Below are 13118 nucleotides of genomic sequence, written 5' to 3' on the forward strand. Positions count from 1 at the left end.
GGCTGCTGGTCGTTGGAGGTTGGCGCGCGTTCGGCCAACCGGCAGCGAGGGGTGCACCGACCCGAACGGTTGCACCCCTCGCTGTAATTGTGAAGCCACCAGAGCCCGTTGACGAGAGGGCCCGGAGGCGCCGAGACATTTTCGAGGGTCGATGCCGGTGAGGGTCAGGCGAAAGCGCTGCCCGCCAGCGGATGCGCGAGCAGGATCCCCGCGATGAGGACGAGTGCGGCGCTCGGCAGCACGAACTCGACGGGGCGTTTTCCGTGGCGGCTCAGCGCGGAGGGCGCCAGATGGATGAGCACGCCGACCGTGAGCAGGGCGGCGCACGTGAGAAGACCCCATCCGCCGATGAAGAGCAGACTGACTCCCGGGCCACCCGACTCGGGGATCCCGTACCAGACGGCGTCCGCGATCCAGAGTGTCGCGGCGGCGACGCCGGTTGACGCGAGAGCGACCCAGGACACAACGGAGCTAGAGCCGGTCGAGGTCGATCTCCTGGTGTCCACCTGCCGAACGCTAGGGCAGCCGACGGCGCTGGACAACGAAGCCGGAATGAACAAGAGGTGGACGTGAATCCGTCCGGCGACGGACGGCCGTGCCCCTTCAAGGAGTTGCCGGTGGACTCCCGAGCGCAGCGTCGTCGTGTCTCGTTGCCCTGCGGTCGGGGATCGAGGAGCGGGGAGGGGGAGGCGCCGGCTGGTGGACCGACAGGTCGGCTTCGCTTGCAGTTCCCGCAGCGGAGGATCGCCATGCTCACCGGCGGTGCCGACTCGCTGCCCGTGAGGGGAGCTCTCGCTGAGCTGGCGGATGAGCCGATCGGCGATCGGGTTCAGCCGGTGAGCCGGCGGACCTGTTCAGCGGAGAGCTGGCGGTCGGCGAAGAGCACGACTCGTGCGGTCGGGTCTGGGCTGTGCGCGTCCGGACCCTCCCATCTGAGCGCGAGGCCGAGTCGCTCGATGGTGCGGCGGGAGCGTGCGTTGCGTTCTGCGACGACCGCGGTGATGGGCAGCTCCGGTCGGAGGCGGTGGGCGAGTTCGATGCCGGCGAGGGCGACCTCCTGCGCGTAGCCCTTGCTCCAGTGGTCGGGGTGGAGGGTGAACGCCACATTCCAGGCTGCATCGGAGAGCAGAGTGCATCCACCCATTCCGATCAGATCACGGCTGTCGATGGGGGAGTCGCGCCGGCGGATCACCCAGCTGCTGAGTCCGTCCCGTGTCCACTGGGTCCTTCGATACGCGATCACGGCCCGGGTCTGATCGGCGGAGAGATGGAGGAGGAGCGGATCCTCTTCCGCGATCCGCGGATCGGTGTAGAGGCGGAACAGCTCGTCCAGGTCGGTCTCGGCGGGCCGGCACAGTCGGAGCCGGTCGCTGAGCACGTCGAGGTCCCGTGGGGCACAGGCCTGTCCGTCGCTCACGCTCATGGGATGAGGTTGCCATGACCCGACCGCTCGACCAGCGTTGAGTGCGCATGTGATCCGGTCGCGCGAGGTGGCCCGTACGGGGATCGGTGGCCGGAGGTCCTCAGTTGCTGACGTGAGTCAGAGTCCGCGCGTACTCGATCATCGGATGACCACCGAGCGGATGCGGCGCGGGATCCCCGTGAGGCTCGAAGCCGGACGCCTTGTAAAGCCCTTCCGCCCGATCGTTTCCGGCGCGGACGTGCAGCTTCAGGACGAGGTAGCCGAGCTGAGAGGCGGACTGGACCGCGTCGTCGAGCAGTGTCCGGCCGAGCCCGCGCCCTGTCTCGCTCGGTGCGACGGCGAGCAGTTCGAGCAGCGCACTGTGTCGGCCCGGACCATCGCCCGTGTCGACGGTGAGAGCGAACCCGAGGGGATCCGAGCCGATGACGGCGAACCGAACGAGAGGCCGGTGGAACTTCGCTCGAGCCCTCTCGGCGACCGCGTCGTCCTGACTGCATCCGTCTCGTGCTCTGAGTGCCTCCAGCCAGAGGTCGATGCAGGGCCCGCGATCGTCAGGCGAACCGGCTCGGATCTTCATGCGCTGAGGCTATCGAGGCAGCCATCGGACATGTTCCGAATCCGAGTCGCGTCCTCGTTGTGGACGCCGGCTCGCCGGCTGACGCTGGACAGCAGCTCGCCGAGGCTTGGTCGTGTCACCGAACGAGACGTCGGGCGAAGGACCGGCACATGCTCCGAGGGGCGGGCGTGCGCGAGGAGCGATTCGTACAGTGGAGGTATGAGTGTGATGAAGGAGACGGGTACCGCGCGGCGGAGCGGACGAGGGTGGACGCGGGCTGCGTTCGTGCTGGGCGTTCTCGCCGTCGTGTCCTACGCCGTCGGATACCTGGCGGTGGCCCACCTGTGGGTGGGCGATCCCCTGGTCATCGGAGTCGCGACCACGCTGCAGTACCTTCTCCCGCTGGCCGGCGTCCTCGTCGGTCATCAGGCGCGACGACACGTCGGTCCTCGCTGGGAGTCGACGGTGGGACTCGTGCTCTCCTACCTCTTCCTGGCCTTTGCCGTGGTGCCGGTCGTCATCGGCTTGGCCGGACTGCTGCTGGCACGCTGATCGATCGACGACCCGGATCATTCAGCGGTTCACGCGATTCGCCGCCGTCTGAACGATCGGCAGCTTCTTCGCACGAAGGGTGGCGGCGAGGAGCCAGCCGAGGAGGGAAGCGATTCCTGCCGTGACTGCATATTCCGTGATGAGGCCCGCGGAGGAGGGCCAGGTCGCGTTTCCCGACGCGAGTACCAGCGCGGTGGAGGCGGCGGCGCCGATCACGAGTCCCAGACCCAGGAACGCGGCCGCCCGCCCGACGCGCGGGAAGCGGAGTGTCCGCCGGTCGAGCCAGAGACTCGAGGGAAGCCACAGGAGTGCGCCCGCGACAGTGAACGCAGCTGCCGTGCCCGCGATGAGCCCTGCTGCGGACCCGCCCGATACATCCCAGCTGCCCACAGTTCGCAGCAGCGCAAGGACCGCAACGGCAGGCCACGCCAGAATGCCCCATGCCAGTTCTCGTGTTTCCATGAGCATCATGGTCCGGCACGTCGGTGAACACGCCATGAATCAGAAGGTTCAGCACTCCACGATCATGTGTTCCGTAAGGGGATCGTTGAGCGGGCCATCTTCGTCGTCCGCGTGGACTCATCCCTCCACAGGACCGGGGCACGTCTCGGGGCTGAAATCGGAGGTTGCGGTGGTTGCGTCCGGGCAGAGGCCGGTGGTCCAACCGTGATCATCCGCGTAGGAGTTGTATTCGTTTGTCAGAGAGAAGACGATCCCTGCGTTCCAGGGTGCCGTGTAGGCGAAAGAGACGACGGGATCCCCTTCATCCGTGAGAGAACTCCAGGCGAGCTCCGCCTCCTCGCCCGCTGCTGCTGCCGTGTCGAGGCATGCGACCGCGTTGATGGGCACGAGCTCGGTTTGATCAAGCACGAACTCTCCGCAGGTGTCGGCAGCGTTGCCTTCCTGCACGATCAGCGGCGCGTCGCGCAACGCGCGAGCTGCCCGGATCGGATCACCCTCCGGAGCTGGTGAACCTGAGCACGCGGCGAGCATCAGTGCGCCAGCAGCAATGAGCGCCGTAGCGGCGCAATGCGGTCCCGCCATTCCCTCGCCTGTTCGTTTCACGGCGCCACCGTACTCAAGACCGCGCCTTTGTCTACTTGCAACCGGCAGGCGGGGCCAGCACCGTCCCGTATCGGGATCGTTCAGCGGGACTACTCGTGCATGAGGTCTTTGGGTCGGCAGAGTACTTCGGGTGTGTAGAACACGGTGCGGGATCGGTTGGCGAGGGCGTAGTGCTTGGCGTCGTGATCTCCTCGCGGGCCCCATTCGTTGATGTAGGGCTCGAGAGCGTCCCAGTTCGCATAGCGGCGGGCGGAGTTGGTCTTGCCGACACCAGCATCACCGTGACAGATGCCGATGGTTCGTTCCTTGCGGACGGCGTTGGCGAACTCGGTGAAGCGTCGGTGCTCTTTGGTCACGATGAAGGCCTGGTTCATCACTCGTCCTCTTCATAGGTGCGTAGCCGGCGCCGATGGGGAACGGGCGCGACGCTGTGCGGCTCCTCCCGGACGGTGGCGGTGGGAATGCGGTCGTTGATGACGTGCCGGAGTTGTCGTCGGCGGGCGCGGCGGGCGGCTTCGATGTCGCGGAGGCTGAGTCGGAGGTTGGGGTGAGCTTCGTCGACGGCAACACAGACGAAGGTGTCGCGGTCGTAGACCCGGATCTCTGAGACGTCACGTGGGTCATATCGAATCGTGACGGTGTGCCCGACGAAGGGTGCGAGCGTCGGGGCGAGGTAGCGCTGGCCCTGGAAGTGAATGCCATCGCGCTGCACGACGCGATTCTTCGGAACAGTGAGAAGAAGCCCATCGAGCTGTTCGAGGCTGTCAGGCATACGCGGGAGCCAGCCGTCAGCAACCCATGCGTCTCGCGGAGAGGCTTCGAGCTCGCGATGCGGGCGCTCGTTGTAGGTCCTGACGAAGGCGCCGATCGCCTGGTCGAGGGCCGCCAGATCAAGTACTGGGTGGGGGCTTCTGCTGCCGGGCCCGAGGTGCCCCGGGAGGGTAGCGAGGAGTTCGGTGTTGATGGTGCGGAAGAAGCGTTCGATCTTGCCGCGGCCCTGGGGTCTGCCGACGATGGAATGGATGATGCGGATGCGCAGCTCGATGGCGGTGCGCTCGAGGTGGTGGCTGGTGAAGTCGGAGCCGTGGTCGACGTGGAGAACGTCAGGTATCCCGCACATAGCCCACGTCGGGTCGGGCTTTCTCCAGATCGCCTGACGGAGAGCAAGTGCTGTGTTCATCGCGGACGGTGCCCCGGCGAAGACGATGTAGCCGCAGATCGCGCGCGAATAGTCGTCCATCACGATCGTCAGCCACGGCCGATCGGGCGCGCCCCCGGTGCCCATGATGAGGATGTCGAGTTCGGTGTGATCCGCCTGCGACATGTGGTTGGGACGTTCGGCGCGTCGGCGAAACACCAGCTCGTGCTTGTCTCGATAGGCGGCCGGTCCTTCCAACGCGAGTGTTACGAGCGCCGGGTCTAGAGCTTGCACGATTTCCCTGACGGTGGCGTAGCTCGGCGCCGACAGGCCATGATGATCTGCTTCAGCGCTTGCTAGGCGGTGCAGCGTGGTCAGCGCTGGTCGCGGCCTGCTCAAAGCCAGTCGTTCGATGAACGCCACGAGCTCAGGCGGCGTTCGACGTACACCAGCGTCCGATCGCTGGTGCGGATCGAGAGCAGTGACGCCGCTTTCTCGGTAGAGCTGATGCCAGCGCTGTAGTGTGCGGAGGCCGATGCCGATGTCTCGTGCGAGGGCGGCGAGGGGTATCTGATCTTCGACGTGAAGTCGGAGAATTCGCCACCGCTCGTCACCGTCTATGGCATTTGCTACATGGCGGTGCTCTCGCGGCCGGCGAGGGCTTGCTGGTGACGGTAGAGGGTGGCGCGACTCCAGCCAACGAGTCGTGCTGCGTCTTCGGCGGTGCGGCCCTTCGCTCGAGCATCGGAGGCGATGGCGAGCTTGTCGGCGATTACTGCAGGATCGGACAGTGGGCGGCCGAAGCGTGTGCCGTTCTGCCGCGCCGCTGCGATCCCCGCATTCACCCGCTCGACGATCAGTTCGCGCTCGTACTCGGCGAGGGTGGCCAGCATGTTGAGCATCAGCCGGCCCGTCGACGTCGCCGGATCGATGCCATCAGAGATAGACCGGACTTGGATGCCGCGGTCACGCAGCAGGTTCACCGTGTTCAGGACGTCCATCAAGGAGCGGCCAAGCCGATCAACTCGCCACACGACCACGGTGTCACCGGACTCTGCATGCTCGAGGAGCTTCTTCATCCCTCGGCGCTCGATCGCGGTCTTGCTCCCGGAGGTGACATCAGCGAACACGTCGCGCTTTTGAACGCCGACAGCCACCAGCGCGTCGAGCTGCAACTGCGCATCCTGACTCGATGTGCTCACGCGGGTGTATCCAAGAAGTCTCACTCGACCAGTGTGACTCACAAACTCCTCGCGGTCATGACCCTGAGACGGTTTCTGTTGAGACGCATTTTCGAGACATCTGCGACCTCGGAATCGCGCGGACCCGACACCGCGACAGCGATGCCGACCGGGCGTCTTAGAAAGCTGTTGTTTTCCGAGATGCAGTTGATGTTGCAGGTACGGTGTCTCCGTGCCGAATAGTTTCGCTCCCGTGGACCCCGTCGCGCTCACGCAGTCTTTGATCCGATGTGCTTCGGTCACTCCGAGCGACGACGGAGCCCTCGATGTCGTGGCAGGCGTACTTGAGAGCCTTGGCTTCATCGTTCATCGGCTGGACTTCGATGGCACCCCGAATCTCTACGCCCGCCGAGGAATCGACGGACCGCACCTGTGCTTCGCCGGTCACACCGATGTCGTTCCCCCAGGCTCTAACGAGTGGAGCTCCGACCCCTTCGATGCGACACTCCGCGACGGGACGATCATCGGTCGAGGTGCCAGCGATATGAAGGGCGCCATCGCCGCTTTCCTCGCAGCGGTCTCGCAGACGCAGCCCGAAGTGCTCGACCTTGGGTCGGTCAGCCTCCTGATCACCGGAGACGAAGAGGGGCCGGCCACGGGTGGCACCGTGCGTGTGCTCGAGTGGCTCGCCGATCGCGGCGACATGCCGGACTTCACCCTTGTCGGCGAAGCGACGAACCCGGAGCGGATCGGCGACGTGATCAAGATCGGACGGCGCGGAAGCCTTAACGCCAACCTGACGGTGCGCGGGTTCCAGGGGCACGTTGCCTACCCCCACCTCGTCGACAACCCGGTGCACCGCCTCATCCGCGTTCTCAACCGACTCGCCACAACACCACTCGACGAGGGGTCCGAGTGCTTCGAGCCGTCGAGTCTCCAGATCACCACGATCGACGTCGGCAATGCGGCGAACAACATGGTGCCCGCCGAAGCAACCGCGCATCTGAACATTCGCTTTAACGACCTTCATTCAGCCGAGAGCCTCGAGGGCTTGATCCGCCGGGCGGCAGAAGAGTTCGCAACCGATTTCACCCTCTTAGTCGAGGTAAGTGGCGACCCCTTCATCACTGCTGGATCGAGCCACGTCGCGCTGTTATCCGAGGCGGTAACATCCGTGACCGGGCGAACTCCCTCGTTGGATACCGGCGGAGGAACTTCCGATGCGCGATTCATCGCCCACTATGGCGAGGTCGCCGAATTCGGCCTCATCAGCAGCACAATCCATCAGATCGACGAACACGTCGTGGTAAGCGATCTGCAGCAGCTCACAGTGATTTACCGCACGTTTCTCGCGAAATTCCTGACTCGCTGAAATCCTCGGTGATCCGACGCACGCGTAGCGCGACGTCAAGGAGCGATCAAAGACTGCCGCCACAAAGCGATCAACACCACACCCATGTGCTCATTGCTTCATTTACTCATTTGAGTTCCGGTCGGCGCCGTGCCGAAGGGGTGGTTGCACTCAGTCTACGGACGGGGCCGCCCCCGCCCTCCGATCCATTGAAGGATGCCGATCGTGACGACCGAAACCACGGCGACCAGAAGGAGGAAGGGAAGGGCACCTAGAACCAGGAACAGCACGAAGCTGTCTCCACCCTCGAGCCCGTCCATGACCGCAGCCGCGACTCTAGAAGAGTCAGGACGCCGGCGTGAGCGGCCCGGTCGTGAAGTCACTCCGACCGTCCCCGCCACAGACCTGGAAATCGGAGGGCGTGTCGATTCCCGGTCCGGCGCCGTCCGAGGTGACGAGCACCCGGACAGTCGTCGCGGTCGTCGGCGTGCAGTCGTACGCGCCGACCGCCGAGAGCTGGCCCTCCGCCTGCGCCGACTCACCCGGAGCGAGAGCCCCCGGGAACGCTTCCGCACCCGACGTGCCGGCGGTGGTGAGCTGCGTCCCATCGGCACCGAGCATCAGAACGCCCGGCCACCCGAAGTACGAGCACGCCTGATCCGAGGCGTTCGTGAGCACGATCGCGAACTCTTCCTGGCCCGCCCCGGAAAGCTCGGGCCGGTCCTCCACCGTGACCGTGAGCTGCGTGTCCCGGCACGGGTCCGCCGGCCACACCGGACCAGCCGCCGCCGCACCCGCAGTCGCGGTCGCCGCCGGAGTAGCGGGGGCGGACGTCGGGGCGGCGGTCGCGGTCGACGCCGGCGCGGCGGCCGACGTCGATGCCGGAGCCCCCGCCGTCGAACCGGCGCAACCGACGAGCGCGAACACCGGAACGGCGAGCAGCAGGGCGAGAGTCGAGTGGGAGGTCCGAGTCGTCGTCATCCGGCGAATCTACCTTTGACTGCTCACTCCCAGTGCGAGACGACGGGCGGCGGGACTTCCCGCTCGTGGTTGAGCACTCGAAAAGCGATCGCGAGGACGACGCAGACGCCGGCACCGATCAATGCGGCAGCGCCAGCCACCGTCATCCACAGCGGTTGGACAGCCGAACCGTCCACGCACAGCGGATTCCACAGGAAGCTCTCGGAGCTGGAGTAGCTTCCACGAACCTCGCACGCCTCTGCCGGATCCCACATGTAGAGAGAGGACATCAACCCGAGAGCGGCGGCGAAAACGGTGAAGATCACGGCGAAAACGAGGGGGATCGCGTGATCCGGCCGAGGAGACTGTCTAACGCTCATCGGGAGGGTGCCCCCCCGGAGTTGCCATCTCTCACCACTCATCGCCCAGCTTGCGGAGCCCGTTGTCCTCCGGCAGGGTCTGGCGCGAGTAGTCGTGCAGAACGTCGGGCGACGCAATTTCCTGTCCGTCACGTTCAACTTGACGGCTGGCCGCAATGACGACGCATGTCACGGCCACGATCAACGCCGCAGCAGTCGACAACGTCATCCATATCGGCTGAACGGTTGAACCATCTGAGCACAGCGGGTTCCAGAGGAACCCCTCTCCCGTCAGGCTGCCTCCGCCGCGGGTCCTGCACGTCTCGCTCGGGTCCCACATGTAAATGGAGGCTACGGCTCCCAGGGCGGCTGCAAGACCGCCGAAGACCAAGGCGAGAACGATGGGCGTCGCTGCACTCGGTTGCGGGGGCTCTCCAACGTTCATCGGGACATCATGCACTGCACTCCGAAGGATTGATCAAGAGCCGGAACGCCAGGCCCGGTATCGAGTACCCGCGGGGGGAGGTCATCGCGCCGCGACAGTGAGGTTCAGCTCTTCACCGACGCGCAGAATCTCGTCCGAAGGGAAGCGGAACGGGTTGAGGTAGAACAGGTCATCGGCCGTCATGCCGAATCGTGCCGCGACGTCCTCTGCGAGGTCGTTGCGAGCGACCGTGTACGACGTCGGCACTCCGTCCGCGGATGACACCTCGCCACGCGCTGCTGCACGTGGGCCGGCGTCCCGGGCCACGAGGGTGCTGCGCTGCGGCTCCACGTTCCACTGGACGTCAGCGATGGCGAGGATTTTGGTTGAGCAGTCGGGGTCGTCCTGCGGGCGGGTCGTGAGAACGAGTTGATTGATCGCTGTCGGGTCGCCATGGAACTCTGCGAGGTTCCGCCACGCTTTGTAGGGCTTCCCTGACTCCGCGTCCGCGAGACGCATCGGGAAATCGACGTCGAAACAGGTGGTATCCGCGTCGATCGGATCGAGCGCTCCCATGACCGCTACGGAACCGGAAGACGCGGTGGGGATGACGAGCTCGTCGGATGTCAGGGCCAGCCGGCCGTCCGCCGCGCTCAACTGGACGGCGCCGGTGGTCCCGTCGTTCCCGGTGAAGGTCGCTACGCCTAGGTCGCCGGTCAGTGGAGAGGTGGAGCCGTCTTCGGTGTTCGTCGCCGGTGGCGGAGTCGGTGGTGCAGGCTGCGCCGTGCATCCCGTCATGACCACTAGGCATGCCGCGACCGCGACCGCGACCGTGCTGCGCACTTTCGAGAACGTCCCCACCGGCTCAGGCTAAGCGACGTCACCGCTTTCCTCGTGGTCGCGTCTCGGCCTGAAATGCTCAGCACCGTTCCGAAGGGGGAACGTCTGTCGCGGGCCAGCAGGAAGCCCAACGGCTCCTAGGCTGACCCGATGAGTTCCCCGGCACCGACCCGCCCATTCGTGGGTGTAGCGCGCATCGCCGTCGGTGCAGCCGCGGTCGCGGTGATCCTCCACACCTACGCGCTGAGCATCGTGGCCGGCGACCCGAATCCGTTCGACTACTTCGGCTACTTCACGAACCAGACCAGCCTCCTCGCGAGCGCGGTGCTCATCGTCGCCGGATCGGTCGCGCTCGCCCGCCGTCCGACGCCGGTGTGGCTGAGCTACGTCCGCGGCGCGGCGACGGCCTACCTGATCGTCGTCGCCGTGATCTACAACACCCTCGTCCCCGGTACCGGCACGGCCCCGCCCTGGGTCAGCGCCGTCCTGCACGTGGCGCTCCCCGCCCTCGTCCTCCTCGACTGGATCGTCGTCGCCGACCGCGGACCGCTCTCCTGGCGACGGCTGTGGGTGGTCCTGCCCTACCCGATCGTCTGGGTCGTCGTCGTGCTCGTCCGCGGAGCGACCGACGGGTGGGTGCCCTACGGCTTCCTGCTCCCCGAGAACGGGACGCTCTCGCTCGTCCTGCACGTCGCCGGGCTGACCTGCGCGGTGCTCCTCGCGGGCGCGCTGGTCTGGGCGCTGAGCCGACGCCGTGCCTCATCTAGTTGATGTCCAGTCCTCTCTCGCCATGGATCACGAGGAGCTCTGACTCCCGACGTCAGGCGCATCACCTCTCGTATGCGTCGCGACTCGGCCCCGGCGCGCTCTGATCACGCGCAACACGAGATTGATCACCAGCAACCCCGCTCCAGCCGGGATGGCACCGGCCGTAAGAATCAACGCTTGGAAAAGGAGCGGCTGGCTCATCGGCACGGGGGTCAACGACATCGGAAAGACGACGTTCTCGAGCAGGACGGGAAACAGGCCGATAGCGATCCCGCACCAGAGGGCACTCACCACAGCTGGAAGCCACGCGACGAGAACAGGACGACGCGAGAGCCTCCGGGGAGCGACGTAACCTCCGACAGCGGCAACGACGATCCAGATGATGACACCTACACCGCCGGCGCCGATCGCGATGGCTCCCTCGGATGGATCCGCGTCCGTGATCCCCAGAGCCACCATGAAGCTGCTGAACATCAGAACCAGGGCGGCGAGCACAGTGACCACGCCGGCGGCGGTCCAGCCGATGAACGCGTTCACAGATCCATCGGATGCTGAAGTCGAGAGACGTGACGCGGTGGAAGCAGTCGTCATCGTGGGACACCTTCGTTGGTTGTTGCGCGGTAGTCGGACCGACAGATTCCCACCACCGCTAGTATGCATCGCACGCTAACATGCAAAGCATGACAGTCGACGTGGGGGCCCAGATCCGGAAGGGCGTGGTGGAGTACTGCGCCCTCGGGCTCCTATCGCGGGAGCCGATGTACGGCTGGCGCCTGTCGGAGGAGCTGGTGTCGCTGGGCATGATCGCCAGCATCGGCACGCTCTACCCGGTGCTCGGGCGGTTGAAGGATCGCGGTCTGATCACCTCCTACGCAGGGGAGAGCGGTTCGGGCCCGGTCCGGAAGTACTACAAGCTCACCCCCTCCGGACAGGCCGAGCTGGGCGAGTTCCGCCGCCAGTGGGAGCCCTTCACCCGTTCCGTCCAAGCGATCGTGGCAGGAGACGACACATGACCCCGACCAGCGCACCCCGCGAGGTCCAGACCTACTTGAAGCGGCTCGATCGGGCGCTACGGCCCGTCCCTCGTGACGTCGCCTCCGCGATCCGAGACGGGATAGATGAGGAGCTGGCCGGCCTCGAGCCGGCAGAAGCCATCGAGCGCGTGCGGTCCTTCGACGAACCGGAATCCATCGCGGCCGCCGCCCTGGGCGAGAGCCGCACCCACCCCACGCCAGCCGGCCGCGCGAGGGTGATCTGGATCGTCGCCTCCGGCGCCGTCGTCGTCCTCGCGGTCGCCCTGGTTTCGACGTGGGCTCTCGCACCTGGCCCCACCCCTGAGGCGACCAGTTCCTCTGTCGTCGCCTACCCGATGCCCGATCTTGGTCCCTCTCCCGCCCCAACACCTCTCGCGCCCGACGAGCAGGAGCAGCTGCGCATCCAGGAGCAGGACCGCCAATGGGAAGGAGTCCTGGCAGGCTTCCCTGACGCGACGAGACCCGCCGACCCGTTCCAGGAATACCGCGACCCGAACGATTCGACAGCACTCCTGGGCTGCCTCACCGCGGCCGGCCTAACGGTCGACCTCGGCTCGAACGCCGCCGGCGGCGGACCCGTCAGCATCATGACGTCCGCCTCGACGGAAGCCGAATCGGTCGCCGCGTTCACCTGCTGGTCGAGCTATCCCACGACCCCCGTGGTGCCCATGACGTCCGAGCAGATCGACTACCTCTACAGCTACCTGACCGAGTACCTCGTGCCCTGCTACGAAGCGAACGGCATCGAGAACCCCGACGCGCCCAGCCGCACCGACTTCATCGACCAGTGGCCGAACCAGGGATGGTTCCCCAGCACGAGCGAAGCGTGGCTGACCGACGACGAGCAAGAAGCGATTGACGAAGCCTGCACTCGACCCATTTGACGGACCGTCTTACAGGCGTCCCGTTTGGGGATCGTTCACCGGTCGCGTATGCAGCTACGGGCAGCGGTAGGTCTTCGCGAAGTCGGTTGCCGTGAACTGCCTTCCCTCGGTCATCGAGTTGAGCGACGGGCAGATGTCGTTGTTGTGCGCCGCCGCTACGAAGGGGGTCGCTGCTTGTGGGACGCAGCCGTAGTCCTGGTCGGGCTGGTCGAGGATGCGCAGCTGACCCGTCTCCCCGGCGGCGAGGTGAAGATCGGACCAGGAGCAGGACCAGGTGAGTGAGGCTCCGGTGTCGTTGGTGATGCTGACGTAGTGCGAAGGGCCATGCACGCCGAACAGCAGATCACCCACCCACAGAACCGCGGCCGCCAGGACGGCTAGAGCGCCCAGCACGAGCGACAGTCTCAACAACCGTCGTTGGCGGGGTGATGTCTGCCGGTCCGGCGAGAGTCCACTCGGATCCCAACTGTCCAGACGTTCAACCACGGCGTATCCACCCCTCGGCGCGACGAGAAGCGGCCTCGACCGCCGCCGCGCTCGTTCCCTTGAGTTCTCCCACGGGAGAACAGTAGGCGTGACGCGG

Annotated in this window: 18 protein-coding genes and 1 pseudogene; 5 read left to right on the top strand and 14 right to left on the bottom strand. The window is 65.9% G+C overall.

From position 1 onward, the window contains the following. Positions 1-164: 164 nt before the first annotated feature. The 3 genes from C5C95_RS05605 to C5C95_RS05615 all read right to left on the bottom strand — a co-directional run bounded on the left by C5C95_RS05605 (position 165) and on the right by C5C95_RS05615 (position 2000). On the bottom strand, positions 165-464 hold the full coding sequence (locus tag C5C95_RS05605) for a hypothetical protein (RefSeq protein ID WP_104223378.1): 300 nt from the start codon (positions 462-464) through the stop codon (positions 165-167). Between the two features lie 365 nt (positions 465-829). Next, positions 830-1423, bottom strand: coding sequence for a GNAT family N-acetyltransferase (locus C5C95_RS05610; protein WP_104226377.1), 594 nt, complete (start codon positions 1421-1423; stop codon positions 830-832). A 100-nt stretch (positions 1424-1523) separates the two neighbouring features. Beyond that, positions 1524-2000: a GNAT family N-acetyltransferase gene (locus C5C95_RS05615; RefSeq protein WP_104223376.1), complete on the bottom strand. Its 477-nt coding sequence runs from the start codon at positions 1998-2000 to the stop codon at positions 1524-1526. Positions 2001-2198: 198 nt separating this feature from the next. Between C5C95_RS05615 and C5C95_RS05620 the strand changes: the two genes are divergently transcribed. Then, positions 2199-2531, top strand: coding sequence for a hypothetical protein (locus C5C95_RS05620; protein WP_104226378.1), 333 nt, complete (start codon positions 2199-2201; stop codon positions 2529-2531). 21 nt (positions 2532-2552) lie between these two features. Here C5C95_RS05620 and C5C95_RS05625 read toward each other — a convergent pair whose 3' ends face one another. From C5C95_RS05625 to C5C95_RS05645, 5 genes and pseudogenes are all read right to left on the bottom strand, one after another. Continuing rightward, positions 2553-3002: a hypothetical protein gene (locus C5C95_RS05625; protein ID WP_104226379.1), complete on the bottom strand. Its 450-nt coding sequence runs from the start codon at positions 3000-3002 to the stop codon at positions 2553-2555. 108 nt (positions 3003-3110) lie between these two features. Further along, on the bottom strand, positions 3111-3596 hold the full coding sequence (locus C5C95_RS05630) for a hypothetical protein (RefSeq protein ID WP_146078953.1): 486 nt from the start codon (positions 3594-3596) through the stop codon (positions 3111-3113). Between the two features lie 92 nt (positions 3597-3688). After that, a pseudogene (locus C5C95_RS05635) lies at positions 3689-3970 on the bottom strand (AAA family ATPase); the annotation flags it as partial. Then, entirely contained in the window at positions 3970-5355 is a 1386-nt protein-coding gene (locus tag C5C95_RS05640) for a Mu transposase C-terminal domain-containing protein (RefSeq protein ID WP_104258140.1), read from the bottom strand. The pseudogene C5C95_RS05635 and the gene C5C95_RS05640, both read right to left, overlap by 1 nt. A gap of 8 nt (positions 5356-5363) precedes the next feature. After that, positions 5364-5960, bottom strand: a complete 597-nt coding sequence (locus tag C5C95_RS05645) for a recombinase family protein (protein WP_104323997.1) — start codon at positions 5958-5960, stop codon at positions 5364-5366. A 208-nt stretch (positions 5961-6168) separates the two neighbouring features. Here C5C95_RS05645 and dapE point away from each other — a divergent pair, with 208 nt between their 5' ends. Beyond that, positions 6169-7287, top strand: coding sequence for a succinyl-diaminopimelate desuccinylase (gene dapE / locus C5C95_RS05650; protein ID WP_219813989.1), 1119 nt, complete (start codon positions 6169-6171; stop codon positions 7285-7287). A gap of 324 nt (positions 7288-7611) precedes the next feature. Here dapE and C5C95_RS05655 read toward each other — a convergent pair whose 3' ends face one another. The 4 genes from C5C95_RS05655 to C5C95_RS17370 form a co-directional block, all read right to left on the bottom strand. After that, the gene (locus C5C95_RS05655; RefSeq protein ID WP_146085357.1) at positions 7612-8193 is read right to left on the bottom strand and encodes a DUF4232 domain-containing protein; all 582 of its coding nucleotides are present in this window, start codon (positions 8191-8193) and stop codon (positions 7612-7614) included. Between the two features lie 77 nt (positions 8194-8270). Beyond that, the gene (locus tag C5C95_RS05660) at positions 8271-8552 is read right to left on the bottom strand and encodes a hypothetical protein (RefSeq protein ID WP_104223367.1); all 282 of its coding nucleotides are present in this window, start codon (positions 8550-8552) and stop codon (positions 8271-8273) included. Between the two features lie 85 nt (positions 8553-8637). Beyond that, positions 8638-8814, bottom strand: coding sequence for a hypothetical protein (locus C5C95_RS17365; protein WP_181027276.1), 177 nt, complete (start codon positions 8812-8814; stop codon positions 8638-8640). Between the two features lie 297 nt (positions 8815-9111). Further along, on the bottom strand, positions 9112-9870 hold the full coding sequence (locus C5C95_RS17370; RefSeq protein ID WP_181125581.1) for a LysM domain-containing protein: 759 nt from the start codon (positions 9868-9870) through the stop codon (positions 9112-9114). A gap of 129 nt (positions 9871-9999) precedes the next feature. On the opposite strand from C5C95_RS17370, the gene C5C95_RS05670 reads away from it, so the two are divergent. After that, positions 10000-10620, top strand: coding sequence for a Pr6Pr family membrane protein (locus C5C95_RS05670; RefSeq protein ID WP_104323998.1), 621 nt, complete (start codon positions 10000-10002; stop codon positions 10618-10620). Between the two features lie 24 nt (positions 10621-10644). Here C5C95_RS05670 and C5C95_RS05675 read toward each other — a convergent pair whose 3' ends face one another. Continuing rightward, complete coding sequence (locus tag C5C95_RS05675) at positions 10645-11154, bottom strand: hypothetical protein (protein WP_104323999.1); 510 nt, start codon at positions 11152-11154, stop codon at positions 10645-10647. 143 nt (positions 11155-11297) lie between these two features. On the opposite strand from C5C95_RS05675, the gene C5C95_RS05680 reads away from it, so the two are divergent. Together C5C95_RS05680 and C5C95_RS05685 are read left to right on the top strand one after the other, a co-directional pair. Next, entirely contained in the window at positions 11298-11630 is a 333-nt protein-coding gene (locus C5C95_RS05680) for a PadR family transcriptional regulator (protein ID WP_104223417.1), read from the top strand. 35 nt (positions 11631-11665) lie between these two features. Beyond that, positions 11666-12535: a hypothetical protein gene (locus C5C95_RS05685; protein ID WP_146087055.1), complete on the top strand. Its 870-nt coding sequence runs from the start codon at positions 11666-11668 to the stop codon at positions 12533-12535. Positions 12536-12589: 54 nt separating this feature from the next. Here C5C95_RS05685 and C5C95_RS05690 read toward each other — a convergent pair whose 3' ends face one another. Next, positions 12590-12943 carry a hypothetical protein gene (locus C5C95_RS05690; protein WP_146082270.1) on the bottom strand — a complete coding sequence of 118 codons (354 nt, stop codon included), beginning with the start codon at positions 12941-12943 and terminating at the stop codon, positions 12590-12592. Between the last annotated feature and the right edge of the window lie 175 nt (positions 12944-13118).

It is taken from the genome of Rathayibacter sp. AY1B7 (assembly GCF_002932735.1).
GTDB lineage: Bacteria > Actinomycetota > Actinomycetes > Actinomycetales > Microbacteriaceae > Rathayibacter.

Excerpts from the sequence above, each read along its gene's own strand:
- C5C95_RS05610 (WP_104226377.1), bottom strand. The coding sequence starts at position 1,423 with ATGAGCGTGAGCGACGGACAGGCCTGTGCCCCACGGGACCTCGACGTG.
- C5C95_RS05615 (WP_104223376.1), bottom strand. The coding sequence starts at position 2,000 with ATGAAGATCCGAGCCGGTTCGCCTGACGATCGCGGGCCCTGCATCGAC.
- C5C95_RS05620 (WP_104226378.1), top strand. The coding sequence starts at position 2,199 with ATGAGTGTGATGAAGGAGACGGGTACCGCGCGGCGGAGCGGACGAGGG.
- C5C95_RS05625 (WP_104226379.1), bottom strand. The coding sequence starts at position 3,002 with ATGATGCTCATGGAAACACGAGAACTGGCATGGGGCATTCTGGCGTGG.
- C5C95_RS17365 (WP_181027276.1), bottom strand. The coding sequence starts at position 8,814 with ATGACGTTGTCGACTGCTGCGGCGTTGATCGTGGCCGTGACATGCGTC.
- C5C95_RS05670 (WP_104323998.1), top strand. The coding sequence starts at position 10,000 with ATGAGTTCCCCGGCACCGACCCGCCCATTCGTGGGTGTAGCGCGCATC.
- C5C95_RS05680 (WP_104223417.1), top strand. The coding sequence starts at position 11,298 with ATGACAGTCGACGTGGGGGCCCAGATCCGGAAGGGCGTGGTGGAGTAC.